Source organism: Pseudoduganella rhizocola, from assembly GCF_045984285.3.
Classification (GTDB): domain Bacteria; phylum Pseudomonadota; class Gammaproteobacteria; order Burkholderiales; family Burkholderiaceae_D; genus Rugamonas.
Genome location: NZ_JBJQIK030000006.1, coordinates 295,020 through 318,803, shown reverse-complemented (window position 1 = coordinate 318,803; position 23,784 = coordinate 295,020). Strand labels below are relative to the sequence as shown.

Annotated in this window: 23 protein-coding genes and 1 rRNA gene; 14 read left to right on the top strand and 10 right to left on the bottom strand. The window is 62.2% G+C overall.

Translation table 11 applies throughout. From position 1 onward, the window contains the following. Nucleotides 1–88, bottom strand: a 16S ribosomal RNA gene (locus ACJRPG_RS16010); the annotation flags it as partial. A 343-nt stretch (nucleotides 89–431) separates the two neighbouring features. Here ACJRPG_RS16010 and ACJRPG_RS16005 point away from each other — a divergent pair. From ACJRPG_RS16005 to ACJRPG_RS15990, 4 genes are all read left to right on the top strand, one after another. Continuing rightward, on the top strand, nucleotides 432–1,802 hold the full coding sequence (locus ACJRPG_RS16005; RefSeq protein ID WP_408001086.1) for a sensor histidine kinase: 1,371 nt from the start codon (nucleotides 432–434) through the stop codon (nucleotides 1,800–1,802). Nucleotides 1,803–1,865: 63 nt separating this feature from the next. Beyond that, a complete protein-coding gene (locus ACJRPG_RS16000; RefSeq protein ID WP_408001085.1) occupies nucleotides 1,866–2,630 on the top strand; it encodes a LytR/AlgR family response regulator transcription factor in 765 nt (254 codons plus the stop codon). Between the two features lie 111 nt (nucleotides 2,631–2,741). Next, nucleotides 2,742–3,467: a sensor histidine kinase gene (locus ACJRPG_RS15995; protein WP_408001084.1), complete on the top strand. Its 726-nt coding sequence runs from the start codon at nucleotides 2,742–2,744 to the stop codon at nucleotides 3,465–3,467. Further along, nucleotides 3,464–3,730, top strand: coding sequence for a hypothetical protein (locus tag ACJRPG_RS15990; RefSeq protein ID WP_408001083.1), 267 nt, complete (start codon nucleotides 3,464–3,466; stop codon nucleotides 3,728–3,730). Before ACJRPG_RS15995 ends, ACJRPG_RS15990 begins: the two co-directional genes overlap by 4 nt. A 74-nt stretch (nucleotides 3,731–3,804) precedes the next feature. On the opposite strand, the gene ACJRPG_RS15985 is transcribed toward ACJRPG_RS15990, so the two are convergent. The 3 genes from ACJRPG_RS15985 to ACJRPG_RS15975 form a co-directional block, all read right to left on the bottom strand. Further along, the gene (locus ACJRPG_RS15985; RefSeq protein WP_408001082.1) at nucleotides 3,805–4,893 is read right to left on the bottom strand and encodes a porin; all 1,089 of its coding nucleotides are present in this window, start codon (nucleotides 4,891–4,893) and stop codon (nucleotides 3,805–3,807) included. Nucleotides 4,894–5,016: 123 nt separating this feature from the next. Continuing rightward, nucleotides 5,017–5,661: a class I SAM-dependent methyltransferase gene (locus ACJRPG_RS15980; RefSeq protein WP_408001081.1), complete on the bottom strand. Its 645-nt coding sequence runs from the start codon at nucleotides 5,659–5,661 to the stop codon at nucleotides 5,017–5,019. A 5-nt stretch (nucleotides 5,662–5,666) separates the two neighbouring features. Beyond that, a complete protein-coding gene (locus tag ACJRPG_RS15975) occupies nucleotides 5,667–6,608 on the bottom strand; it encodes a CysB family HTH-type transcriptional regulator (protein ID WP_408001080.1) in 942 nt (313 codons plus the stop codon). A gap of 147 nt (nucleotides 6,609–6,755) precedes the next feature. Here ACJRPG_RS15975 and ACJRPG_RS15970 point away from each other — a divergent pair, with 147 nt between their 5' ends. From ACJRPG_RS15970 to ACJRPG_RS15935, 8 genes are read left to right on the top strand one after another with little or no spacing between them, the layout of a single operon-like run. Next, nucleotides 6,756–8,447, top strand: a complete 1,692-nt coding sequence (locus tag ACJRPG_RS15970) for a nitrite/sulfite reductase (protein WP_408001079.1) — start codon at nucleotides 6,756–6,758, stop codon at nucleotides 8,445–8,447. Continuing rightward, nucleotides 8,440–8,988 (top strand): DUF934 domain-containing protein, encoded by a 549-nt coding sequence (locus ACJRPG_RS15965; protein ID WP_408001078.1) that lies wholly within the window; start codon nucleotides 8,440–8,442, stop codon nucleotides 8,986–8,988. The genes ACJRPG_RS15970 and ACJRPG_RS15965 overlap by 8 nt, the downstream gene beginning before the upstream one ends. Before the next feature lie 11 nt (nucleotides 8,989–8,999). Continuing rightward, on the top strand, nucleotides 9,000–9,707 hold the full coding sequence (locus ACJRPG_RS15960; RefSeq protein ID WP_408001077.1) for a phosphoadenylyl-sulfate reductase: 708 nt from the start codon (nucleotides 9,000–9,002) through the stop codon (nucleotides 9,705–9,707). Nucleotides 9,708–9,728: 21 nt separating this feature from the next. Further along, nucleotides 9,729–10,649, top strand: coding sequence for a sulfate adenylyltransferase subunit CysD (gene cysD, locus ACJRPG_RS15955; protein ID WP_408001076.1), 921 nt, complete (start codon nucleotides 9,729–9,731; stop codon nucleotides 10,647–10,649). Further along, on the top strand, nucleotides 10,649–11,956 hold the full coding sequence (locus ACJRPG_RS15950; protein WP_408001075.1) for a sulfate adenylyltransferase subunit 1: 1,308 nt from the start codon (nucleotides 10,649–10,651) through the stop codon (nucleotides 11,954–11,956). The genes cysD and ACJRPG_RS15950 overlap by 1 nt, the downstream gene beginning before the upstream one ends. 1 nt (nucleotide 11,957) lies before the next feature. Next, nucleotides 11,958–12,677, top strand: coding sequence for a uroporphyrinogen-III C-methyltransferase (cobA, locus tag ACJRPG_RS15945; protein ID WP_408001091.1), 720 nt, complete (start codon nucleotides 11,958–11,960; stop codon nucleotides 12,675–12,677). A gap of 35 nt (nucleotides 12,678–12,712) precedes the next feature. Next, a complete protein-coding gene (locus ACJRPG_RS15940) occupies nucleotides 12,713–13,468 on the top strand; it encodes a hypothetical protein (RefSeq protein WP_408001074.1) in 756 nt (251 codons plus the stop codon). Next, the gene (locus ACJRPG_RS15935; protein WP_408001073.1) at nucleotides 13,465–14,238 is read left to right on the top strand and encodes a hypothetical protein; all 774 of its coding nucleotides are present in this window, start codon (nucleotides 13,465–13,467) and stop codon (nucleotides 14,236–14,238) included. Before ACJRPG_RS15940 ends, ACJRPG_RS15935 begins: the two co-directional genes overlap by 4 nt. On the opposite strand, the gene ACJRPG_RS15930 is transcribed toward ACJRPG_RS15935, so the two are convergent. The 3 genes from ACJRPG_RS15930 to lptF are packed head-to-tail and all read right to left on the bottom strand — an operon-like array spanning nucleotide 14,214 to nucleotide 16,869. After that, nucleotides 14,214–14,585, bottom strand: a complete 372-nt coding sequence (locus tag ACJRPG_RS15930) for a sirohydrochlorin chelatase (RefSeq protein WP_408001072.1) — start codon at nucleotides 14,583–14,585, stop codon at nucleotides 14,214–14,216. The genes ACJRPG_RS15935 and ACJRPG_RS15930 overlap by 25 nt on opposite strands. After that, the gene (gene lptG / locus ACJRPG_RS15925) at nucleotides 14,585–15,754 is read right to left on the bottom strand and encodes an LPS export ABC transporter permease LptG (protein WP_408001071.1); all 1,170 of its coding nucleotides are present in this window, start codon (nucleotides 15,752–15,754) and stop codon (nucleotides 14,585–14,587) included. Before lptG ends, ACJRPG_RS15930 begins: the two co-directional genes overlap by 1 nt. Continuing rightward, nucleotides 15,751–16,869: an LPS export ABC transporter permease LptF gene (gene lptF, locus ACJRPG_RS15920; protein ID WP_408001070.1), complete on the bottom strand. Its 1,119-nt coding sequence runs from the start codon at nucleotides 16,867–16,869 to the stop codon at nucleotides 15,751–15,753. Before lptF ends, lptG begins: the two co-directional genes overlap by 4 nt. A 69-nt stretch (nucleotides 16,870–16,938) precedes the next feature. Between lptF and ACJRPG_RS15915 the strand changes: the two genes are divergently transcribed. Next, nucleotides 16,939–18,435, top strand: a complete 1,497-nt coding sequence (locus ACJRPG_RS15915; RefSeq protein WP_408001069.1) for a leucyl aminopeptidase — start codon at nucleotides 16,939–16,941, stop codon at nucleotides 18,433–18,435. Here the strand turns inward: ACJRPG_RS15915 and ACJRPG_RS15910 are convergent, their stop codons facing one another. Beyond that, a complete protein-coding gene (locus ACJRPG_RS15910) occupies nucleotides 18,436–18,915 on the bottom strand; it encodes a hypothetical protein (RefSeq protein WP_408001068.1) in 480 nt (159 codons plus the stop codon). A gap of 5 nt (nucleotides 18,916–18,920) precedes the next feature. Beyond that, the gene (locus ACJRPG_RS15905) at nucleotides 18,921–19,250 is read right to left on the bottom strand and encodes a phiTE_015 family protein (RefSeq protein ID WP_408001067.1); all 330 of its coding nucleotides are present in this window, start codon (nucleotides 19,248–19,250) and stop codon (nucleotides 18,921–18,923) included. Between the two features lie 404 nt (nucleotides 19,251–19,654). Here ACJRPG_RS15905 and ACJRPG_RS15900 point away from each other — a divergent pair, with 404 nt between their 5' ends. Beyond that, nucleotides 19,655–20,419, top strand: coding sequence for an exodeoxyribonuclease III (locus tag ACJRPG_RS15900; RefSeq protein WP_408001066.1), 765 nt, complete (start codon nucleotides 19,655–19,657; stop codon nucleotides 20,417–20,419). Here the strand turns inward: ACJRPG_RS15900 and ACJRPG_RS15895 are convergent. Further along, nucleotides 20,416–23,679 (bottom strand): bifunctional diguanylate cyclase/phosphodiesterase, encoded by a 3,264-nt coding sequence (locus ACJRPG_RS15895; protein ID WP_408001065.1) that lies wholly within the window; start codon nucleotides 23,677–23,679, stop codon nucleotides 20,416–20,418. The genes ACJRPG_RS15900 and ACJRPG_RS15895 overlap by 4 nt on opposite strands. Nucleotides 23,680–23,784 lie beyond the last annotated feature (105 nt).

The following is a 23,784-nucleotide window of genomic DNA, read 5'->3' as shown; positions in this document are numbered from 1 at the left end:
CGGAGCAAGCTCCCTGTTACCGTTCGACTTGCATGTGTAAAGCATGCCGCCAGCGTTCAATCTGAGCCAGGATCAAACTCTTCAGTTCAATCTCTGTTTTATGGCATTTCTGCCATGGTCACTCACTCAAAATACTGACTTACAATATTTCTTGTGAGCGTTTAAATAATTTGAGCATCGAGGCCTAAGCCTCGTGCACTTCTTCAAACGCCCACACTTATCGACTGTTAATTTTTAAAGATCCTGCTGTGTCTCACGAAGCGTTGTGTTCGTGAAGCAGAGAAACGAGATTATGCCGCCCGGCACGAAGAGCGTCAACCCCTTTTTGCGTTTCAATCCCCTGTTTTTGCAGACTGTCGCACCTGGCTGGCGGAACTGGCGTCCGGCACGTACAGTTACACTCATCTAATAAGCTTTACCGAAAGAATTGCATGTTCCCGATGCCGAAAGCTCAAGAAACACTGAAGATGGTCCTCGCCTGGCTCCACAAGGCCTTCGACCGAACTGCGGTTTGGGTGACGCAACTGTCCTGGTGGAAGTTCTTCCTGTTTGCAGCGCTGGCCATGATTGCCGCGTCCATCCTGCAGGACGAGCTGTTCTCCTCCAGCCCGGACGAAGACATCGTCATCAAGTCGCACAAGCGCCAGTCCGGCAGCGCAGACACCAATATCGTCATCGACGACAGCGGCATCCACTTCAATCCGCGTGGCAAGGTGCGCAAAGAGAAGGATCCGGTGCCGCCTCCGGTTGAGATGGGCAGCCCGCATGAGGAGCCCGCCGCATCGCCGGACGGCGAAGTTCCCGCCGTACCCGATGCCGCCGAGGCAGCCGAAGCCGCTCCCGCTGCGCCTGCCGCCCCTGCAGCGCCGGCCGCGCCCGCGCCTGCGGCACCGCCCGCCAAGTCGGTGAAGCCGCCCCTGCCTCCTCTGCCCGGCGAGGAAGTCCACATCGAGCTGCCGCCGCAGATCGGCGAGGAACTGTCCAATGCGCTGGAAGAGGCGGTGGACAATGCCGCGGAAGAGAAAGTGTCGCGTTATCACAAGCAGGCTTCGACCTGGTTCCAGAGTTTCGTGACCCTGCTGGTGCTGGCCCTGTTTGCGATGAAGGCCCTGGTGGGCGGCAAAAAGAAGGCGGAGGCTGAAACCCAGTCGGCCAACGCCAATGCGGAACGCGAATCCATGCAGCGCCAGCTGAGCGAAGCCAAGATGCAGATGATGCAGGCCCAGGTTGAGCCGCACTTCCTGTTCAACACGCTGGCCTCCGTTGAACATCTGATCGAAACCGATCCGCCGCGCGCTTCCGCCATGCAGCGCAGCCTGATCAAGTACCTGCGCGCCGTGCTGCCGCAGATGCGCGACAACGCGCTGATTACGAACCTGGGCCGCGAGGCCGATATGGTGGTGGCTTACCTCGCGCTCCTGAAAATGCGCATGGAAGAACGCCTGACCATCGACTTCGAGATTCCCGACGGCCTGCGCAGCGCCGCCTTCCCGCCCATGATGCTGCAGTCGATGGTGGAAAACGCCATCAAGCACGGCCTGGAAGGCAAGCCGGAAGGCGGAACGCTGAAAGTGCGCGCCGATGTGGCGCACAGCAAGCTGCGCGTGACCGTCACCGACGACGGCCTCGGCTTCGGCGCGAAACCGAGCGATGGTACCGGCTTGGGCCTGATGACGATCCGCGAGCGCCTGAAACTGCTGCATGGCGACCAGGGCAAGCTCACCATCGAACCGAACAGCCCAAGCGGCGTGATCGCCATCATCGAAGTGCCCTATCAGCTGGCCACTACCCAGCCTGCATGAATAGATTGCTTCCCGCGCCGATTCATTGAATAATTAGCTTCTGTTTTTAACACCTTTTGCGCCATGCCTACTGCCATTCTTGCTGATGATGAACGATTGATGCGCGACCAGTTGCGCATGCGCCTGGGCCAGGTGTGGCCGGAGCTTGAAATTGTGGGCGAAGCCAAGAACGGCGAAGAAGCGATCGAGCTGGTCGATGAGCTGAAGCCGGACTACACCTTCCTCGATATCCGCATGCCGGGCAAGACCGGCATGGAAGCCGCGGCCGAAATCGGCAACAAGAGCCAGATCGTGTTTGTTACCGCTTACGATGCCTATGCGGTGGAGGCCTTCGAGCGCGGCGCCGTGGACTATGTGCTGAAACCGCCGGAGCCGGAGCGCCTGAAGATTACCGTCGACCGCCTGAAGAACCGCAAGGATGCGCCGGCCGGCGGCGATGTGAACGCAAGCGTGACGGCCATGCTGTCGCAACTGGCGGAAAAGATAGCGACGCCGAAGCCGAAGTTCCTGCAGTGGATCCAGGCCAGCATCGGCCAGGATCTGCGCATGATTCCGGTCGAGGAAATCCTGTTCTTCCGTTCGGACGAAAAATATACCTGCGTGCAGACCGACAAATTCGAAGCGCTGATCCGCAAGCCGGTGCGCGACCTGGCCGAAGAGCTGGATCCGGCCCTGTTCTGGCAGATTCACCGCGCTACGCTGGTCAACGTGAATGCCATTGAAGGCGTGACCCGCGATATCCGCGGCCGCCACCTGGTGATGATCAAGGGCCGTCCCGACAAGCTTGAAGTGAGCCGTTCCTTCCTGCACCTGTTCAAACAGATGTAATTCCCCGCCGGAGCCCGCCATTGCGCGGGCTCTGCGCCATCTCAACTCCCCTCGCGCTGCCTGTATTACGGTCTTTTCAAGGCTGCCTTTGCCGCAGCCTGGGGAGCTTCCATGCGTGCATTCCGACTATTCCGCCGTTTCCGTCCTGCGCCGCACGTTCGCACCGCAGGACGGCGCGCAAGCGATCATGCCATCGAATCGATCCGGGAAGATGAGCGTGCTTTCATCGCGCGCGAGCTGCATGACGACCTGGGACAGCTGCTTGCCACACTGCGGGTGGACGTGAACCTGCTGATGCAGCGCGACGCGCGCGAGCCCGGCGTGCGCGAGCAGCTGGAGGGCATGGACCGGCGCCTGCTGTCCGCCATCGTGTCGCTGCGGCGCATTGCCGGCAACCTGCGGCCGCTCGCGCTGGATGAAGGCGGGCTGTATTTTGCGCTGCAGGCGCTGCGTAATGAGTTCGAGCAGCGGCATGGCATCAGCTGCCTGCTCGACGCGCAGGAGACAGAGCTCATGTTCGACGATGCTTTCAGCACGGCCGTATACCGCATCGTGCAGGAATCGCTGACCAATGTGGCGCGGCATGCGGCGGCCGGGACCGCGCATGTGGCGCTGCGGCGCGAGTCTGCGATGCTGCGCATCGATATCGAGGATGACGGGTGCGGCATTCGCCCTGCGGATTTCAGGAAAGCGTCCTCCTTCGGCCTGCTCGGCATGCGCGAGCGGGTGCAGGCGCTGCGCGGAGAGATCGAGATTACCGGCAGCGCGGCCGGCACCAGCATCCATATCCGGCTGCCGCTGCCGGGAACTTCTTCTGGAAAGGCGCATCCAACATGAACGGCGGGAACCGCAAACAGGACTATGATCCAAACATGGAAGCCAGACTCGCAAAAGTAGAGCAGGATGTAGCCGACCTGAAAGTTGCCGTAAAAGTCATCCAGGAAACGATGGCGACGAGGACGGATATCGAATCGCTGAGAACGCAGATAGAGGCGTTGAAGGCCTATTTCGAAGCCCGGCAGACCCGGATGCTTATGTGGATCATCAGCGCTGTGTTCTTTGCCCAGCTGCTTCCACTTATTGCGCGGCACTTTTCATAAAAAAATGCCGCCCGGTTTGCACCGGACGGCACCAAAGTCAGACGCCCTCCAAGGCGCCCTCGCATCAGCTGTACTTAGAACGCGTGACGAACGCCCAGGTTGAAGGCGCTGTCGCCGCTGCCGGCTTCGTTGTTGTTGCCCACGGTGTAGCCGGCACCGTTCTTGTTCTTGATCTTCGCGTACGCCACATAGGTGGTGGTGCGCTTCGACAGGGCGTAGGAATAACCCAGCGCCCACTGGGTGGCGTCCTGGTTGTTCACGGTCTTGTCGTTCTTGTTGATGTAGGAAGCCATCAGGGTGCCGTTGCCCAGTGGGGCGGTCAGGCCGACCAGGGCTTCAGCGCCGTCGGTCGATGGCTTCGGCGCCACTTTGTAGCCATAGGCGTTGGCCACTGGCAGCGGTGCGCTGTTCAGGCCCTTGTCCGCCTCGTAGGCGAAGAAGGCTTTCACAACCTTGAAGTCGTAGTTGATGGCGAACAGGGTGTTCTTGCCTTCTTCACGGCTCACTGCCGGGGTGGTGCCGGAAGCGATGGTGTCGTTGTTGCGGTTGTTGTACACCAGGCGCGCGTTCAGCGGGCCTTGTGCATAGTTCAGGCCGATGGAGAACTGGCGGGCGGCGGTGTTGTCGCCAGGCTGTTCGCCCAGGCCGTACAGCACGTCAGCCGAGAAGCCGGATGCCGACGGGGTGGTGTAGACCACGGCATTGCTCACGCGGGTGTTCACGCCGCCGGTCGGGAACAGGTTCTTGGAGTTGCCTGCGTAACCGGCGCCGAAGGGATCGCCAACCTGGCTCAGGGCGTTATACAGCGGGTTGTACTGGCGGCCCAGGCTCAGGCTGCCCAGTTCCTTGCTCTTCAGGCCAACCAGGGCCTGGCGGTTGAACAGCGCGCTGTTGGTATTGTCCAGGGAGCCGTCATCGATACGATAGCCCGATTCGAGGGTGAAGAAGGCGGACAGGCCGCCACCCAGATCTTCCGTGCCGCGGAAACCGATGCGGGACTGGCTGCCGATGCCGCTGGTTACTTTGGTCACATCGCCTGCAACGCCGCCGCTTTCACGGACGATACCAGCGTCCACCACGCCATAAATCGTAACGTTCGATTGCGCCTGCGCCGAAGCTGCGAAAGCGCCCATAACCAGTGCTGCCAGAGTAATTTTTTTCACTTGATGATCTCGTTTCTTGAAGTTTAAGGACTTAGTGATCGCCTTGGATCTACCGGGGCGTAGTGTGCCCGGCAAATACTTCAACAATATGACATCAGCAAGTTGTTGCTTTTACGCAGCAGCTTATTTGAGACGGCAGCTCAGAAGCCAGTAATAGCGCGAGCGTTCAATGCGGATCTCGCGCACGCGGTCCGCCATTTTCTTGCGCAGCTGGGAATCGCTCAGGAAATTTTTCACAATTTCGAAACGTTCGCCGCCGGCCGTGTCACGAAACTGGTAGGTATTGCCTTCCACGTCCGTGCGGGCGATCGGCAGGCTGCTGCCGTCCACATAGCAGTTGTCCATCAGGACCAGAAGCACGTCCTTGCCGACTTTTGCGCGCAGTTGCGCGAGGAAGGCGTCCTGCTCTTCTTTTTTGACGTGCGACCACCAGAATCCGGCGAACACGGCAGTATAGGCGCCGGGAGCGGCCGGCAGGTCGAAGGCGTCGGCCTCAGCGAAGCTCACCCCGTTCAGGCCGCGCGCCTGGGCCAGGGCCAGCATCTCCGGGTTGAGGTCGGTGGCATGCACCGAGGCGGCGCTAGATGCAAAAGCCTCGGTCCAGTAGCCGGTGCCGCAGGCTATTTCCAGCACTTTATGACCGCGTAATACTTCGGCCAGACGGGTTTTCAGCGCGGCCAGCTCGGCCTGGCGCTCGGGCTTCAGGTAGACGCCTTCATATTGATTGGCGTGAACGGCGTAATATTTCGCCAGCGTTTCGTGATTCATGGTGATTACAGCTCGTAGTGTTCCTGCTCGCCGCGCATCGCCTGCTCGATGAGCTTACGGTTCAGCGTTGGGGCCAGCAGTTCGATAAAGGTATATATATAGGAGCGCAGGTAGGCGCCCTGCTTCACGGCCACGCGCGACACGTTCATGCCGAACAGGTGGCCCACGGAAATGGCGCGCAGGTTGCGGTCGCGCTCGGAGTCGAAGGCCATGCCGGCGATGATGCCGATACCCATGCCCAGTTCCACATAGGTCTTGATGACGTCGGCGTCGATGGCTTCCAGCAGCACGTCCGGCTTCAGGCCCCGCAGCGAGAAGGCATGGTCGATCTTGCTGCGGCCGGCAAAGGCACTGTCGTAGGTAATGACGGGATAGGAGGAAATATCCTCCAGCGTCACCGCCTTCAGCTTCAGCAGCGGATGGTCGGGGGGGACCACCACCACGTGCTCCCACTGATAGCAGGGCAGCGTGATGAGGCCGTCGATGCCCGCAATGGATTCGGTGGCGATGGCCAGGTCGGCCTGGTCGCGCTGCACCATCTCCGCGATCTGCTTCGGATTTCCTTGCAATAAAGACAAGCGCACCTTGGGGAATTTCTGCATGAAGGCCTGCACCACTTTCGGCAGGGTATAGCGCGCCTGGGTGTGGGTGGTGGCAATGGTGAAGCTGCCGCTGTCCTGCGCCGCATATTCCTTGCCGATGCGTTTCAGGCTGTCGATCTCCTGCATGATGAGCTCGACCGACTCCAGCACCAGCCGGCCCGGTTCGGTCAGGCCCCGGATCCGCTTGCCGTGGCGGGTAAAGATGTCCACGCCCAACTCTTCTTCCAGCTCGATAATGGCCTTGGACACCCCCGGCTGGGAGGTAAACAAGGCCTTGGCGGCGTCGGTCAGGTTGTAGTTCTGGCGTACGGCTTCCCGCACAAATCGCAGTTGATGAAGGTTCATTGCTGTTCCGTTGGCTTCCCCAAGCCGTATTTTACGCTGATGCTTATGCCCTATCCGTATATAAGCAAATAAAGACTAAGTCGTTTGGAATAAAGCGTGAGTTTATTACTATTGGAGCTACTTTGGGGAAAGCCTTTCGGGAACAGCATGTACCAATACGATCAATTTGACCATCTCATCATCCGCGAGCGGATTGAGCAGTACCGCGACCAGGTTCGCCGCCGCATTGCCGGCGAGCTGACGGAAGAAGAGTTCCTGCCACTCCGCCTGCAGAACGGCCTGTATATGCAGCGCCATGCCTATATGCTGCGCATTGCGGTGCCTTACGGCCTGCTGTCCTCGCAGCAGATGCGCATGTTCGCCCATATCGCGCGCAAGTACGACCGCGGCTATGGCCACTTCACCACGCGCCAGAATATCCAGTTCAACTGGATCGAACTGGAACAGACGCCGGATATCCTGGCCGACCTGGCCTCGGTGGAAATGCACGCGATCCAGACCTCGGGCAACTGCATCCGCAACGTGACCTCCGACGAATTCGCCGGCGTCGCGGCGGACGAGATCATCGATCCGCGCCCCTATGCGGAGGTGCTGCGCCAGTGGTCCACCTTCCACCCCGAGTTCATCGCCCTGCCCCGCAAGTTCAAGGTGGCGATCAACGGCGCGCTGGAAGACCGCGCGGCCATCGCCGTGCACGATATCGGCCTGACCGTGGTGAAGAATGAGGCAGGCGAGATCGGCTTCAAGGTCATGGTGGGCGGCGGCATGGGCCGCACGCCTATCCTGGGCAGCGTGATCCGCGAGTTCCTGCCGCGCGAACACCTGCTGACCTATACCGAAGCGATCATGCGCGTGTATAACCAGTACGGCCGCCGCGACAACAAGTACAAGGCCCGCATCAAGATCCTGCTGAAGGCCATCGGCGTGGAAGAATTCACGCGCCAGGTGGAAGAGGAATGGGCGGACCTGAAAGGCAGCGAGCAGACCCTGACGCTGGAAGAGATGGAGCGCATCATCGCCTACTTCCAGCCGCATGCCTACGAGACGCTGCCGGCCATCGATCCGGCGGCGGAACATGCGGACAACAAGGCCTTCGGCAACTGGCTGAAGCGCAATGTGAAGCCGCACAAGGTGCCGGGCTACGCGGCCGTGGTGCTGTCTCTGAAGAAGACCGGCGTGCCGCCGGGCGATGCCACCGCCGAGCAGATGGACTTCATGGCCGACCTGGCGGATCGCTACAGCTTCGGCGAACTGCGCGTGACCCACGAACAGAATATCGTGCTGGCCGACGTGGAGCAGTCGAAGCTGTTCGCGCTGTGGACCGAGATCAAGGCGCGCGGCCTGGCGACCCCGAATATCGGCCTGCTGACCGACATGATCTGCTGCCCGGGCGGCGATTTCTGCTCGCTGGCCAATGCCAAGTCGATTCCGATTGCCGCCTCCATTGCGGAGCGCTTCGACCACCTGGACTTCCTGCACGATATCGGCGATATCGAGCTCAATATCTCAGGCTGCATCAACGCCTGCGGCCACCACCACGTGGGCAGCATCGGCGTGCTGGGCGTGGACAAGGACGGCAGCGAATGGTACCAGGTGTCGATCGGCGGCTCGCAGGGCAACAACTCCGCCATCGGCAAGATCATCGGACCATCCTTCTCCGCGCAGCAGATGCCCGAAGTGATCGACCGCCTGCTGCAGGTATACCTGCGTGAGCGCACGCCGGACGAGCGCTTCGTCGATACCGCGCAGCGCCTCGGCGTGGCGCCATTCAAGGACTTTGTATATGCAACGCCGATTGCCGATGCCGGCCGTCTGGTAGGAGAGGACGAATATGCCTGATCAAATCATCAAGGGCCGCAGCATCGTGGCGAACGAATGGCAGCTGCTGCGCCTGGCCGAAGGCCAGGAAGCGGCATCGGTGGAAGTCCCCGCGGGTAAAACGATCGTGCCGCTGGCCGTGTGGGAGGCGCAGCGCGAAGCGCTGTCGGCCCGTTCCGACATCGGCGTGTGGCTGGCGCCGGACCAGCGTCCGGAAGTGCTGCGCGACGATCTGCCGCGCTTTGGCGTGATTGCGGTCGACTTCCCAAAGTTCACCGATGGCCGCGGCTATTCCATCGCCTATAACCTGCGCATGCGGCTGGGTTACAAGGGCGAACTGCGCGCCATCGGCGATGTGCTGCGCGACCAGCTGTTTTCCATGCAGCGTGTGGGCTTCGATGCCTACGACACGCGCAAGGACCGCAGCATCGAGGATGCACTGAAAGGCCTCACCGTGTTCTCCGAAACCTACCAGGCTTCGGTGGATACCAAGGCGCCGCTGTTCCGCCGCCATCACCGCAGTGCAGCCGCCGAGCACAAAGATGCCGGCGCCGGCATCTGAGCGGAGGCAGCATGAGCACACTGATCGCGGACACGCAGCAGACGCTGACGCGCATCGCACAGGAATTCACGCCCGCCGTATTCGCCTCCAGCCTCGCGGCTGAAGACATGGTGCTGACGGACCTGATCCTGAAAGCCCGCCTGCCGATCGGCATCTTCTCGCTGGAGACGGGCCGCCTGCACAAGGAAACGCTGGCGATGCTGGACAAGGTCAAGGAACACTATGGCTACGAGATCGCCCTTTTCCGTCCGCAAACCGATGCGGTGGATGCCTATGTGGCGCAGAACGGCCTGAACGCCTTTTACGACAGCATCGAGATGCGGCGCGAATGCTGCCGCATCCGCAAGGTTGAACCGCTGAGCCGTGCGCTGGCGGGCAACAAGGCATGGATTACCGGCCAGCGCCGCGCCCAGTCCACCACCCGCTCGGAGCTGGCGGTGCAGGAAGACGACGCCGCGCACGGCATGGTGAAGTTCAACCCCCTGGCCGACTGGTCCGAGCAGGAGGTGTGGGACTACCTGCGGAGCAATGGCGTGCCTTACAATGCTCTCCATGACCAGGGATATCCGTCCATCGGCTGCGAACCCTGCACCCGTGCCGTCCAGCCGGGCGAGGATGTGCGCGCCGGCCGCTGGTGGTGGGAGAATCCCGATTCCAAGGAATGCGGCCTGCATATGGTGGACGGCAAACTGATTCGCATTAAATCCGTGGCTGCGTAAGCGCCACTTCAGGAAAAGAATATGAGTGTACTGGCAGAAAACGTGAACGCGCGCCATCTGGACGCGCTGGAATCGGAAGCGATCCATATCCTGCGCGAGGTGGCGGCGGAGTGCAGCAACCCTGCACTGCTGTTCTCGGGCGGTAAGGACTCGGTGGTGCTGCTGCGCCTTGCGGAGAAGGCTTTCCGTCCGGGTAAATTTCCCTTCCCCCTGGTGCATATCGACACGGGCCACAACTTCCCGGAAGTGATCGAATTCCGCGACCGCCGTGTGGCGGAACTGGGCGAACGCCTGATCGTGGGTTCGGTGGAAGACTCGATCAAGAAAGGCACGGTGCGCCTGCGTAATCCGCAGACCGATTCGCGCAATGCCGCGCAGGCAGTCACCCTGCTGGAAACCATTGCCGAACACGGCTTCGACGCCTGCATCGGCGGCGCGCGCCGCGACGAAGAGAAGGCCCGCGCCAAGGAGCGCATCTTCTCCTTCCGCGACGAATTCGGCCAATGGGATCCGAAAGCGCAGCGCCCGGAACTATGGGACCTGTATAACACCCGTGTGCATCCGGGCGAAAACATGCGCGTGTTCCCGATTTCGAACTGGACCGAGCTGGATGTGTGGCAGTACATCGCACGCGAAAAACTGGCCCTGCCTTCGATCTACTTCGCGCACGAACGCCAGGTTATCCCGCGCAACGGCCTGCTGGTGCCGCTGACGGACCTGACGCCGGCGCGCGAAGGCGAGACGATCGAAACGCAGGTGGTGCGCTTCCGCACCGTGGGCGATATCTCCTGCACCTGCCCTGTATCTTCCGACGCCGCCGACGTGGACGCGATCATCGCGGAAACGGCCGTCACCCAGATCACCGAACGCGGCGCCACCCGGATGGACGACCAGACTTCCGAAGCCTCGATGGAAAAACGTAAAAAAGCAGGTTATTTCTGATGAACGCAATGAACGAACAATTCGCTGAAAAAGGCCTGCTCCGCTTTATCACCGCCGGCTCCGTCGACGACGGCAAGAGCACGCTGATCGGCCGCCTGCTGTTCGACAGCAAGGGCATCTTCGCCGACCAGCTGGCCGCCGTATCGCGCGCCAAGCACAAACGCACCGTGGGCGACACCATCGACCTGTCGCTGCTGACGGACGGCCTGGAAGCCGAACGCGAACAGGGCATCACCATCGACGTGGCCTACCGCTACTTCGCCACGCCGAAGCGCAAGTTCATCATCGCCGACACGCCGGGCCATGAGCAGTACACCCGCAATATGGTGACTGGCGCCTCCACCGCCGATGCCGTGATCATCCTGGTCGACGTATCGAAGGTGAAGCTGCGCGAGGACGGCGGCGTGGACCTGCTGATCCAGACCAAGCGCCACTCGACCATCGCCCACCTGCTGCAGATCGAGCACGTGGTGGTGGCCGTCAACAAGATGGACCTGGTGAACTACGACCAGGACGTGTACGAGCGCATCGTGAAGGCCTACAAGGAATTCGCCCGGACGCTCGGCCTGAAGGATATCACCGCCATCCCGCTGTCCGCCCTCACCGGCGACAACGTGGTGGAGCCAAGCGAGAAGATGGGCTGGTACCAGGGCCCAACGCTGATCGAGCTGCTCGAATCGCTGACGGTGTACGACGAATCGCACAATGCGCCCTTCCGCTTCCCGGTGCAGCTGGTGGCCCGCCACAACGGCCATGAGGCGAACGACTTCCGCGGGTATATGGGCCGCATCGAGTCCGGCAAGGTCGCCGTCGGCGACAAGCTGGTGGTGCAGCCTTCCGGCCAGACCGCTACCGTCAAGGATATCCAGACCTTCGACGGTTCGCAGCAGTCGGCCATCGCAGGCCAGTCCATCACCCTGCTGCTGAACGAGTATGTGGACGTGTCGCGCGGCGATATGCTGGCCTCGGCCGAACAGCCCGCCCAGCTGCTGAAGCAGGTCAGCGCCGATGTGTGCTGGCTGTCTGAAGAACCGCTGGACCTGCGCCGCAAATACTGGCTGAAACACGGCACCAAACAGACTGCGGCAAAGATCACGAAGATCGATTCCCTGCTGGACATCAACACCCAGCGGCGCCATCCCGCGGAAGCGCTGAAGCTGAACGACGTGGCGCAGATCGCGCTGACCGTGCAGCAGCCGCTGGCCGCCGACGCCTATGATGCGATCCGTGCCACCGGCGCCTTCATCCTGATCGACGAGGTAAGCCATCAAACCGTGGCGGCGGGCATGATCCGCATTGCTGCCTGAAATGGGGCAGTACGGCAAAGTATGGCTCGTTGGCGCCGGCCCCGGCGCCCAGGATCTCATTACCCTGCGCGGCGCACGCATCCTCGGCGAGGCCGATGTGGTGCTGTACGACGCGCTGGTGACGGAGCAGATGCTGGAGCTGTGCCCGAAGGCCGTAAAGATTTCGGTCGGCAAGCGCTATGGCCAGCGTTCCGCCGCGCAGGAATTCATCAACCAGCAGCTCATCGAATGCGCGGGCAAGTACCAGCGCGTGGTCCGGCTCAAGGGCGGCGACCCGATGCTGTTCGGCCGCGCCGACGAGGAGCTGACTGCGCTGGAAGCGCACGGCATCGAGGTCGAAGTGGTGCCCGGCATCACCACAGCCGTTGCTGCCGCTGCCGCGGCGAAACAGCCGCTGACCAAGCGCGGCATCGCCCGCAGCGTGGCCTTCTTCACCTCCAGCACCGCGCCCGGCCATACCGATGAGGTGGCGATCCCCTCCACCGACACCCTGGTGCAGTACATGGGCGGGCGCGAGGCCATTGCGACCGCGCAGCGCCTGCTGGCCCAGGGCCGCCGCGTGGACACCCCGGTACTCGTCATCGAAAACGTCAGCCGCCCGGAGCAGCGCATCGAACGCATTACGCTGGCCCAGCTGGCGCATGGCCTGGACACGGCCAACGGCCCCGTTCTCGTGATGCTGGGCGAAGCGATGAAAGCCCGCGACATCCCCCGCAAGTAGCTTAAAATACGGCCTTCGTTCATGCAGGAGGCAGTATGGGGCAAGCCCACGACATCTTGGACCGCGCGCGCAAGGCGCGCGAGGAAAAGCGCTTTGAAGACGCGCTGCGCGACCACCTGTGGTTTCACGAAAACGCGCTGAATGTGGAACCTGCGATGGCAGGGGTGCGCCTGTCCTTCGCGCTGCGCGACTGGATCTACCTGGGCGAACAGTTCCCGCTGGCGCGGCGTGCCTTGCAAGGCCTGCGCGACCGCGATACGGCGCGCATGCTGAATGGCGGCGCTACCGTGCAGCTGTTCCACGACATCAGCGCCATCAACAGCGCCCTCGGCGACGAGCGCGCCACGCAGGAATTATTTACCCAGCTGGACATCCAGATGCCCGACCTCGCGCGGCAGTGTGCCGATTTCGCCCTGCCCGCGCTGGTGGCCACCGAAGACTTCGCGCTGGCCCGCCGCTATATTCCGCAGCCGCTGGAGCGCGTGGGCACGCTGGCGCAGCGCCTGAATGCCTATGTCACGGAACTGGCGAAGAGCGGCAGCACCGCGTCGGCGCCCGCGCTGCTGGCCTATGTGCTGAACTATGCGAAGGAAGTGCGGCTGGTGCTCGAAGTGCTGCGGCGCCAGGGCGATGATGAGGAAGCGGCCGCAGTGTCCGCCGCCGCGCTGGACCAGCTGGAATCCCCTGCCCTGCGCGATGCCGTGCAGCGCGAATTCGACAATCCCGGCGCGACCATCGCGGCCATGGTGAACCATGCCCGCGGCAATGCCGCACCCGCACAGGAGCAATGATGGAAGAACTACTGGTCAAACTGGAACAGGCGCAGCAGGACATGCTGGAAGGCCGCTACGACGAAGCGCTCGCCGTTCACGAAGAGTTCAACGCCGTGCAGTCGTCCGACCCCACGCTGGCCTTCATCAAGCATTTTGCGCTCAAGGACTGGGGCCAGCTGGCGCGCGTGCACGCACCCGCCCGCATCTCGCTGCAGAAGATACGCGAACGCGAAGCGGCTTTGCTGCGCCAGGGCGACGTGCACACGACGGCCGTGGCTCCCGGCGGAACAAAGGCCGAGCGCTTCCACGACATCGCCGCCATGGACGACGCGCTGGGACAGCCGGAAGCGACCCACGCCCTTTTCCTGCAGCTCGAATCGGCGCGTCCGGAACTGGCGCAGCGCTACTTCCGCCGCGCCTTCGCCGCCATTCTCGCCGTAGGCGATTACGCGCTCGCACACCGCTATGCGCCGGATCCACAGGCCCAGCTGGCGGCCCATGGCACACGCCTGAACGACATCTGGAAGCATCTGTGGCCGGCGCCCAGCCACAAGGTGGAGGCACGCGTCCTGGCGGAAACCATCGGATACGCGGGCGAAGCGGCCCAATTGCTGCAACTGATGCGGGGACTGGGCCAGGAGGTGGCCGACAGTGCCGCACTGGAACTGCTCGACGCCGATGAAGCAAAGGACTGGGTTGCGAAGGAACTGGCGGAACCGGGCGCGATTTCGGCCGCGATGGCCGAGCTGGAAATGAAGCGGGATCAGGAAGCGGCGGACACGCAGTAATCCGTCATGGCGCGCAACACGTCCGGCGCTTCGCCGACGGCGCCCGCAGCCCTGATCGACATCCGGGGGTAGGCAGCGCGCAGTTCATCCAGCATCAGGGGCAGGTCACGCAGCACGTGGCCGCCCTGCCCCAGGAAGACCGGCACCACGGTCAGCTCCTCCACGCCCTGCGCAGCCAGCAGCGCTACCTGCTCCGGCAGGCGCGGCGACATCAGTTCCAGGAAGGCCAGCGATACATCCATGTCGGGCAGGCGCTCGCGCGTCATGTCGCGCAGGCGCTCGAAGGGCGCGGCCCAGCTGGCCGCCCGCGCGCCGTGCGCAAACAGGACCAGTGCGCGCTTGCCCATCAGTGCCGCTCCACCCACCACAGGGCGCCGACCGCCAGCGCCAGGAAGATCACGCTCGGCATGATTGCCGTGATGATCGCGGGTACCGACGACAGCACGCCGATGTGCGAGAACAGCGTGTTCACCAGCAGGAAGCTGACGCCGATCATGATGCCGATGAAGATCTTCAGGCTCACGCCGCCGCTGCGCGTATGCAGGTAAGCGAAAGGCAGCGCCAGCGCCATCAGCACGAACACGGCCAGCGGATCGAACAGCTTCTTCCAGAACGCGATCTTGAAGCGCTCGGTACCCTGCTTGTTCTCGGCCAGGTGGCGCGTGTACACGGCCAGCTCATTGGCCGACATGCTCTCCGGATCGGACGCCGATACCGACAGGATCTTGGGCGTGATCTCGGAGATCAGGTCCGTACTCGCATGCTTGCGGATCTCCACCAGGCCGGTCTCCTGGTTGAAATTGTTGGCTGCCGTGGCCTGCGCGCCTTCCTTGAGCAGGGCCGGGTTGCTGAAGATATTCTCCGTGACCTCTTCCAGGCGCCAGCGGTTGTTGCCCTGGAAGGTGCCGGACTTCGCTTCGGTCAGCGTGCGCAGGCGGAAATTGTTGTCGAACTCATAGAGCTTCACGCCGACCAGGGTGCCGTCCGGGCGCACCTCGCGCACATTGAAGAAGCGCGAGCCCAGCACGGTACCGGTCATGCCCTCGCTCTTGATCACGTCCTTGGTCCACAGGCCCGACTTGAACTCGGCAGACACCGTGGCGCCGCGCCCTGTGAGCCGCAGCTTCTCCGCAAAGGGGGCGGTGCGCGGCGTAATCAGCTCGCCGAAGATAAAGGTGATCACCACCAGCACGGCACCGATCTTGAACAGCATCATGCCCGCCATGCGCGTGGACATGCTGGCTGCGCGCATGATGGTGAATTCCGAGGTCGATGCGAACTGCGCCATCGTATAGATGGTGCCGATCAGCGCCGCTACCGGCATCACCTCATACACATGGCTCGGAATCAGGGCCACCACATACAGCAGCGCATAGGGCAGCTCGTAGCCGTTCTTGCCCAGGCGCGGCAGCTCGCCCGTGAGGTCCATGAAGGCCAGCAGGCCAAGGAAGGCCAGCATCACGAAGGCCACCGCCTGCAGGATGGAGACGGCGAAATAGCGCTGCAGGATCTTCATGCCGCCACCTTCTTGCGTTTAAAGGAGGCCAGCATATGGCGCGGGTGGAAGCGGTGATTCACGTTCATGCGCCACGCGAACAGTACGATGACGGCGATGATGGCCGCGAGGTGCAGCGGCCACCACGCGCTGCCAAAGGCAAACTTGCCCTGCTTGACGCTGGCTTCCACCACCTTCACCGTATTGTTATAGGTGAAGAAGATCAGCAGCGCGATAATCAGGTTGGCCGAGCTGCCCGCGCGCGGGTTGACGAAGCCGAGCGGAATCGCCAGCAGCATCAGGATCAGGCAAGTCACCGGCAGCGAGATGCGCCACAGCAGCTCGGCGCGCGCCGCATTGCCGGGCGTCTTGACCAGCACCGAGGTGGGAATCGCATTCACTTCCAGCTCGCTGCCCAGTTCCTGCACCTGGGCCGCCACGCGCATGCTGTAGCGTTCGAACTCCATGGTCTGGAAGTCGGCCTGGCCCGGCGTGCCCTGGTAGCGGCGGCCGTTGTTCAGCACCAGATAGCGCTCGCCGTTCGGCGCCACATCGATCACGCCCTCTTTCGCCACAATGACGGAGGTGCCGCGCGCATCGACGGTGTTGACGAACACGTTCTGTACCGAGGATGTCTGGCCCGAGGTGCCTTCCACGAAGAAGATGCGGTTGGCGGACGAGGATTCCTTGAACTGGCCGGGCGATACCTTCTGCAGGTCTTCACGCTTGGCGAAGCGCTCCACATATTCCGCGCTGCGCTGCTTGGCCCATGGCGTGCCGTAGAAAGCCAGCATGGCCGTGATCAGGATCAGCGGCGCGCCGAACACCAGCACCGGCCGTATCCAGGCCGTGAGGCTCTGGCCGGAGGCGAACCACACCACCATTTCCGAGTCCTTGTACGTCCGCGTGACCACCATCAGCACGGAAATAAAGCTGGTGAGGATCAGCACAGTTGGCAGATAATTCAGGGATGCAAACGCGATCAGAGCGAGAACATCGCTCGATGCGACCTTGCCGCCGGCAGCCTGGCCGAGGATCCTGATCAGGGTCCAGGTCAGGATGATGGTGAACAGTACCGTGAAGGTAGCCCCTGCGGAACTGGCAAGCTCGCGTCTCAGGGCGCGTTGAAAAATCATTCGAAGTTTATAATTCGAGAGTAATTAGTTACAGGCGCGCACACAGCACGCACACCTACGGAGAATCAAATGGACTTTAGCATAAAAGCATTCGACGCAAAAAACAGCATTGCCGCGGCCAAAACGGGCTGCGTGGCTGTGGGCGTCTTCGAAAACAAAAAGCTGTCCCAGGCGGCCAAATCGCTGGACGTGAACGGCGACATCACGGCCGCGCTGAAGTCCGGCGACATTACCGGCAAAGCCGGCACCACCCTGCTGCTGCGCGGCCTGAAAGGCGTGGCCGCCGAGCGCGTGCTGCTGGTTGGCCTGGGCAGCGACGACGCCGTCACCGAAAAAAGCTTCAGCAGCGGCGTGCAGGCCGCCATCAAGGCCCTGTCCACCATCAACAGCGCGGACGCCATTATCGCACTGCCAATGGCGGAAGTGAAAGAGCGCGATCTGAGCTGGGCCATCCGCACCGTGGTGCAGGCCGGCCGCGAAGCCGTGTATCGCAGCGATGCGCAGAAGTCGAAGAAAGACCCGGCCTACGCAGGTGTGAAGAAACTGGCGCTGGCCGTGCCGAATAATGCGCAGGCCAAGCTGGCCCTGGCGCAGGCCGTGGCCATCGCCAACGGCATGCAGCTGACCAAGGACCTGGGCAACCTGTCGCCCAACGTCTGCACCCCGAGCTACCTGGCGGACACCGCGAAGAAGCTGGGCAAGGACTTCAAGTTCAGCGTGGAAGTGCTGGACCGCAAGCAGCTGGAAGCGCTGAAGATGGGCTCCTTCCTGTCCGTGACCAACGGTTCCGAGCAGCCGCCGAAGTTCATCGTGCTGAAGCACATGGGCGGCAAGGCCAAGGATGCGCCGGTGGTGCTGGTGGGTAAAGGCATTACCTTCGACACCGGCGGCATTTCGCTGAAGCCGGGCGCCGGCATGGACGAGATGAAGTACGATATGTGCGGCGCGGGCTCCGTGCTCGGCACCTTCCGCGCCATCGGTGAGCTGGACCTGAAGCTGAACGTGGTCGGCATCGTTGCCGCCTGCGAGAACATGCCTTCCGGCCGCGCCACCAAGCCGGGCGACATCGTGACCTCGATGAGCGGCCTGACCATCGAAGTGCTGAACACGGATGCCGAAGGCCGCCTGATCCTGTGCGACGCGCTGACTTACGCCGAGCGCTTCAACCCGGCCGCGGTGATCGACGTGGCCACGCTGACCGGCGCCTGCATCGTGGCCCTGGGCCACCACAACAGCGGCCTGTTCACGCGCGACGACGACAAGCACAACGCGCTGGCGCAGGAGCTGCTGAACGCGGGCAAAGCGGCCAGCGACACCGCATGGCGCCTGCCGATCGGCGAGCTGTATAACGAGCAGCTGAAGTCCAACTTCGCGGACCTGGCCAATATCGGCACGCCGGGCGGCGCTTCCTGCACGGCGGCGGCCTTCCTGGAAAACTTCACGCGCAAATACACCTGGGCCCACGTGGATATCGCGGGCACGGCGTGGAAATCGGGTGGTGCGAAGGGTGCGACCGGGCGTCCGGTGCCGATGCTGACCAATTTCCTGATCGGTCGTGCCGGGTAACTAGTAGACTGTGTTACCGGCTGGCGGCGCCATACGGCCGCTGTCAGCCGTTCCCCGCTTGAGAATGACCGTGAGCGTGGCCGGGTAGTCGAACCCCGCGCCCGTGTTGCGGTCGATGAACTGGCCCGTGCCTGCGGTCAGGATGATATTGCCCCATTTGGAGCTGTTCTGTTTGGGATCGACCTGGTCGAATGCCCAGGCATCGTCGCGCCGGCAATCCACCGTCAGCGGCGCCGTGCTCTTGCGGATCTGCACGCGGCCCGGCGAGGTGACAAACCAGCGGCCCACATCATTGCTGAGCACACAGCCGACACCTGCCACCTGCTGGTGGTCCTCGACCGTCTGCACCATCACATATTGTTCAACCGGTTCCGTCAATGTGGCGCAGCCGGCCAGCACCGACACCGCCAGGGCGGCGGTAAGTGTGCCGGGCAGTCCGCGGCGGACTGCACCGGCCAGGAGTTCAGGCCAGCGCGGCATGGGCCTCAGTCAGGGGACTGGGACTTCTGCTTTTGCTTCAAACCGTGGATGACGTTGAGAATGTCGTCCATTCCGCTATTGCCTTGCAGGCCGGAGAAGGCGTCCAGCACCTCATTCAGCACCTGCGCGCGCACCGTCGCCTCGTCGGCGCCGATGGTGGCAACCTGCTGCACCGCCTTGGTTCGGCGTGCCGGCGTCTTGCCATGCTCCAGTGCCGCTTGCCAGATCAACCAGCGGCGTTGCGTTTCATAGACGAGATATTCGTCTGGCTTGTCTTCCCGGCGGCGTACGATGTGACCGTCACGCGCTGCCCATGTTTCAAATGCAGTTCGCATTGTCGTCCTTTTTACCAGATGCTTAGCACGTTATACCTGTTCTATTTCCCAATAGTACCACTTATTAACGCAAAACAACATGCTATAGAGAAATTTTTTCTGACAGCAACAATGTAGTGTTGTGGTAAGTCCACTACGCAGCTGCGTCCATGCCGGACAGCGGTAAGTATATTACGTTTTGAGGGCCGTCTGAATGGATTTTAGTACTATTTTGATAACGAGAAGGGGTGGTTGGCAATTATTTTCACACTCCACAGATTTTGCAACACAAATAAGCCCAGTTTGAGCTTTTCAGAAAGAAATAACGTAACTAATTGCAATAATTCGTCGGTGAATTGTAGTCGAAAGCAATTTCCTGACCGCGCACGGTTGAGGTAAGATGCGGGCTTGCGCAAAGGAACACAATGAAAATTGCTACTTGGAATGTAAATTCTCTAAATGTCCGCCTGCCCCATCTGCTTAATTGGCTACAGGAAAATCCAGTAGATATTCTCTGCGTTCAAGAAACAAAGTTGACGGACGATAAATTCCCGGCGGCGGAAATAGAAGCCGCCGGTTATCAGGTCGTGTTCAGCGGCCAGAAAACTTATAACGGCGTCGCCATCCTGTCCAGGCTGCCGATGAGCGATATCGTGCGCAACAACCCCAAATATCCCGACGAGCAGCAGCGCATCCTGGCCGCGACCATCGGCGGCATGCGCGTGGTCTGTGCCTACGTGCCCAACGGCCAGGCCGTGGATTCGGACAAATACGTCTACAAGCTGGGCTGGATGCAGTCGCTGCGCGACTGGCTGGCCGAGGAGCTGGCCCACAATCCGCAGCTGGCCGTGCTGGGCGACTATAACGTGGCGCCGGAAGACCGCGACGTGCATGACCCGGCGGCCTGGGAGGGCGAAGTGCATGTGTCGCCGCGCGAGCGGGCCGCCTTCCAGGAGCTGATCCAGCTCGGCCTCACCGACTCCTACCGCCTGTTCGAACAGCCCGAGAAAACCTATAGCTGGTGGGACTACCGCATGCTGCGCTTCCAGAAGAACCAGGGCCTGCGCATCGACCATATCCTGCTGTCCGCACCGCTGGCCGCGCGCTGCACCGAATGCCGCATTGACCGCGCGCCGCGCAAGTGGAAGCAGCCTTCCGATCACGCACCGGTGATCGCCACCCTCAGCTAAGCCGCCTTGCGCCGCTCCAGCATGTGCTGCGCATTCGCGCGCGGCACTGGCTCGGAGAACAGGTAGCCCTGCGCGAACTGGCAGCCTTGGCGCTGCAGCAGGTCGAAGTGCCCTTCCGTCTCCACCCCTTCCGCCACCACGGACAGCTGCATGCTGTCCGACAGCGCGATGATGGCCGCGACAATGGCGCGGTCTTCCGCGCTGTGCTCCAGATCCTTGACGAAGGCGCGGTCGATCTTGATCTTCTTGACCGGGAAGCGCTTCAGGTAGGCCAGGCTTGAATAGCCGGTGCCAAAGTCGTCAATCGACAGGCGGATGCCCATGGCGTTGATCTGGTCCAGCACCGCCAGCGTATGCTCGCCATGCTGCATCAGCGCCGTTTCGGTGATCTCGAATTCGATCATGGCCGGGTCGATGCCGGTTTCGTTCAGGATGCCGCGGATGGAATCGACCAGTCCACGGTGCATGAACTGCCGCGGCGACAGGTTGACCGCCAGCGGCACCGGCAGAAGCCCCTGGCGCTGCCATTCCATGCTCTGCTCGCAGGCACGGCGTATCACCCATTCGCCGATCGGCACGATCAGGCCGTTCTCCTCGATGATGGGAATGAACTGGTCCGGCATGACCAGGCCATTGCCGCCGCGGCGCCAGCGCAGCAGCACTTCCATCGTGTGCAGGCGGCGCGTGCCGATATCCATGATGGGCTGGAAGTGCAGTTCGAACTCGTTGTTGGCGAGTGCACCGCGCAGGCTGTTTTCCAGCTCGAAGTGGTGCGCCGCCGTCAGGTTCATCTTCTGCGTGAAGAACTGGTAATTGTTGCGGCCTGCCGCCTTGGCGTGATACATGGCTGCATCGGCATGGCGCATCAGGGTTTCCACGTCCTGCCCGTCATCCGGATACACACAGATGCCGATGGATGGCGTGACGTGCAGCGTGTGCTCGTCCAGCTCCACCGGCGTGGCGAGGATATCGATGATTTTCTCGGCCACATGCACCGCTTCATCCGGCCGGTGCATGCCCGGCAGCAGCACCACGAACTCGTCGCCGCCGAGGCGGGCCACGGTATCGCTGGCGCGCACGGCGCGGCACAGGCGGCTCGCTACTTCCTTCAGCAGCAGGTCGCCGGTGAGGTGGCCCAGCGAATCGTTGATGGTCTTGAAGCGGTCGAGGTCGAGGAACATCACGGCCAGCTTGCGTTCGGAACGCTGCGCCGACAGCATGGCGCGGTCCAGGCGGTCCGCCAGCAGCGCGCGGTTCGGCAGGCCCGTGAGGCTGTCGTGGTAGGCCATGTGGTGCACGCGGGCCTCGGCCTGGCGGCGCTCCACGATCTCGCCTTGCAGCATGGCGTTGGCGCCCGCCAGTTCGGCGGTGCGTTCCAGCACCCGCACTTCGAGGTCGTCGCGCGCGCGGCGGATTGCGTCGGCCGCTTCGCGGCGGGCCGTCACATCGTCCACCAGCCACACCGAACGGCCGCGCGGGTTATTCAGGTCGAAGGGCCGGCCGGACAGGCGGCCCCAGAACGTCGAGCCGTCCTTGCGCGCCAGCTGCAGTTCCAGTGAGCTCACGCGGCCCGCGCGGAAGTCCGACGCCGTTTCCTTGCGCGCAGCATCCCATGCTTCGAGGTCAGGATAGAAGGCCTGCACGCTGATGCCCGTCATCTCGCCCGGCGCATAGCCGAACAGCTCCTCCATCTTGGCATTGCAGCGCAGGTTGCGGCCGTTTTCGCAGACGGAAATGCCGAGCACCGCGCTTTGCAGGATCGCTTCGTTCTCCAGCAGCGCATTGCGCAGCGATTCCTCCGCCTCTTTCTGGTGGGTGCGGTCTTCCGCAATCCAGATGGTGCCTTGCGCAGGGTCTTCGGGATTGACCACGTAGGCAATCAGCTGGGCCCAGAAGGTGGTGTTGTCCTTGCGCCGCATTTCCACTTCGGTCTGGAAGGGTTTGGCCGCGCTCAGGAAGGGCGTGGCCAGTGCACCGAGGCGGTCGTAGGCCTCCTGCGAGGGGTAGAGCGACATGCCGGGCATGCCAAGGCCTTCGTCGCCGTCGTAGCGGAACATTTCGGCGAAGCCGCGGTTGTAGCGCGTGATGATGCGGTTCTTTGTGAACAGGATGGAGATGGAGGCGTTTTCCATGATCGCTTCCACTTCCATCTGCGTCTGGCGCGACTGCGTCACGTCTTCCAGGATCCAGATGGTGCCGCCGTTGTTGTGCTCCTGGTCCACCGCCTTGGCGCGCACGCGGCACCAGAACAGCGAACCGTCCTTGCGCCTGAACTGGAACTCCTTCTTCTCGAAGGGACGGCCGGTGCCGAGGAAGGGGCCGGCCTCCTTGCCGAATTCGTCGTAAATCTCCTGCGAGATGAAAACGATGCTGGCATGCTGGCCCGTCATCTCGTCGCGCGAATAGCCGAACATTTCAGCCATGCGCGGATTGCAGCTCATCAGGCGCTGGTTCTTGGTGAACAGGATGCCGACCGATGCATTGTCCAGAATCGCCTTCTGTTCCAGCAGCAGCTGGCGCGACGCTTCGCTCTGCGCGCGCTGTTCGTCGATATCCTCCACGATCCACACCATGCCTTCGGTCAGGTCGGAGGCATCGATGGCGCGGCCATGGCAGCGGCACCAGAACAGCGTGCCGTCACGCCGCCGCATCTGCACTTCCAGCGTCAGGGAGCGGCCCTGGGCCAGCGCGGGCGCGTACTGCTCGCGGCGCAACTCGAATTCCTCGCGCGTGGGGTAGATGATGTCGGCGCTGCCACCCTCCAGCTCATGGCGTTCATAGCCGAACATTTCGGCTGCACGCATATTCACTTCCTGGATTACATCGGCCTTGCTGAAGATGATGCCGACCGCCGCGTTTTCGAGAATCGCCTGCTGCTCCAGCATGGCCTTGCGCAGGGCGCGCTGGTCGCGCTGCACGGTGCTCACGTCGTCGAACAGGATGGTGAGGCCGGAACCGCCTTTCAGCGCCTTCACGGTGAGCTGGACGGATATATAGCGTCCGCTGGCGGAGAGCAGGCAGCTGTCCCAGGAAGAGCCGTGGCCGGCCAGCGCCTCGCGCATGGCCTCCGCGTTCTCCCGGTGCACATGGCGCGCAAAGAGTTCATCCACCCGCCGTCCGGCAGGGTCGAACTCCAGCAGTTTTTCAAGTTCGGGATTCGATGCGAGCACCACGCCTTCCGCATCGCATGCGCAAGCGGGCATGCCAATTAACTGCAAAGCGTCGGCGACGAATTCCGGATTGGTCAACACATGCGTCATGGCAGAAGAGTCACCGTAATTGTTACGGATCATAAACCAGGACGGTTGCAATCGCTACAACTATAGAAGAAAGCCCGGACCAGCCGGGCTTTCGGAGGCAGGAAT

Excerpts from the sequence above, each read along its gene's own strand:
- ACJRPG_RS15995 (WP_408001084.1), top strand. The coding sequence starts at position 2,742 with ATGCGTGCATTCCGACTATTCCGCCGTTTCCGTCCTGCGCCGCACGTT.
- ACJRPG_RS15935 (WP_408001073.1), top strand. The coding sequence starts at position 13,465 with ATGATGGAAGAACTACTGGTCAAACTGGAACAGGCGCAGCAGGACATG.
- ACJRPG_RS15910 (WP_408001068.1), bottom strand. The coding sequence starts at position 18,915 with ATGCCGCGCTGGCCTGAACTCCTGGCCGGTGCAGTCCGCCGCGGACTG.
- ACJRPG_RS15895 (WP_408001065.1), bottom strand. The coding sequence starts at position 23,679 with ATGACGCATGTGTTGACCAATCCGGAATTCGTCGCCGACGCTTTGCAG.
- ACJRPG_RS16000 (WP_408001085.1), top strand. The coding sequence starts at position 1,866 with ATGCCTACTGCCATTCTTGCTGATGATGAACGATTGATGCGCGACCAG.
- ACJRPG_RS15990 (WP_408001083.1), top strand. The coding sequence starts at position 3,464 with ATGAACGGCGGGAACCGCAAACAGGACTATGATCCAAACATGGAAGCC.
- ACJRPG_RS15940 (WP_408001074.1), top strand. The coding sequence starts at position 12,713 with ATGGGGCAAGCCCACGACATCTTGGACCGCGCGCGCAAGGCGCGCGAG.
- ACJRPG_RS15975 (WP_408001080.1), bottom strand. The coding sequence starts at position 6,608 with ATGAACCTTCATCAACTGCGATTTGTGCGGGAAGCCGTACGCCAGAAC.
- ACJRPG_RS15965 (WP_408001078.1), top strand. The coding sequence starts at position 8,440 with ATGCCTGATCAAATCATCAAGGGCCGCAGCATCGTGGCGAACGAATGG.
- ACJRPG_RS15960 (WP_408001077.1), top strand. The coding sequence starts at position 9,000 with ATGAGCACACTGATCGCGGACACGCAGCAGACGCTGACGCGCATCGCA.
- ACJRPG_RS16005 (WP_408001086.1), top strand. The coding sequence starts at position 432 with ATGTTCCCGATGCCGAAAGCTCAAGAAACACTGAAGATGGTCCTCGCC.
- cobA (WP_408001091.1), top strand. The coding sequence starts at position 11,958 with ATGGGGCAGTACGGCAAAGTATGGCTCGTTGGCGCCGGCCCCGGCGCC.
- lptF (WP_408001070.1), bottom strand. The coding sequence starts at position 16,869 with ATGATTTTTCAACGCGCCCTGAGACGCGAGCTTGCCAGTTCCGCAGGG.
- ACJRPG_RS15930 (WP_408001072.1), bottom strand. The coding sequence starts at position 14,585 with ATGGGCAAGCGCGCACTGGTCCTGTTTGCGCACGGCGCGCGGGCGGCC.
- ACJRPG_RS15950 (WP_408001075.1), top strand. The coding sequence starts at position 10,649 with ATGAACGCAATGAACGAACAATTCGCTGAAAAAGGCCTGCTCCGCTTT.
- cysD (WP_408001076.1), top strand. The coding sequence starts at position 9,729 with ATGAGTGTACTGGCAGAAAACGTGAACGCGCGCCATCTGGACGCGCTG.
- ACJRPG_RS15970 (WP_408001079.1), top strand. The coding sequence starts at position 6,756 with ATGTACCAATACGATCAATTTGACCATCTCATCATCCGCGAGCGGATT.
- ACJRPG_RS15900 (WP_408001066.1), top strand. The coding sequence starts at position 19,655 with ATGAAAATTGCTACTTGGAATGTAAATTCTCTAAATGTCCGCCTGCCC.
- ACJRPG_RS15980 (WP_408001081.1), bottom strand. The coding sequence starts at position 5,661 with ATGAATCACGAAACGCTGGCGAAATATTACGCCGTTCACGCCAATCAA.
- ACJRPG_RS15905 (WP_408001067.1), bottom strand. The coding sequence starts at position 19,250 with ATGCGAACTGCATTTGAAACATGGGCAGCGCGTGACGGTCACATCGTA.
- ACJRPG_RS15915 (WP_408001069.1), top strand. The coding sequence starts at position 16,939 with ATGGACTTTAGCATAAAAGCATTCGACGCAAAAAACAGCATTGCCGCG.
- lptG (WP_408001071.1), bottom strand. The coding sequence starts at position 15,754 with ATGAAGATCCTGCAGCGCTATTTCGCCGTCTCCATCCTGCAGGCGGTG.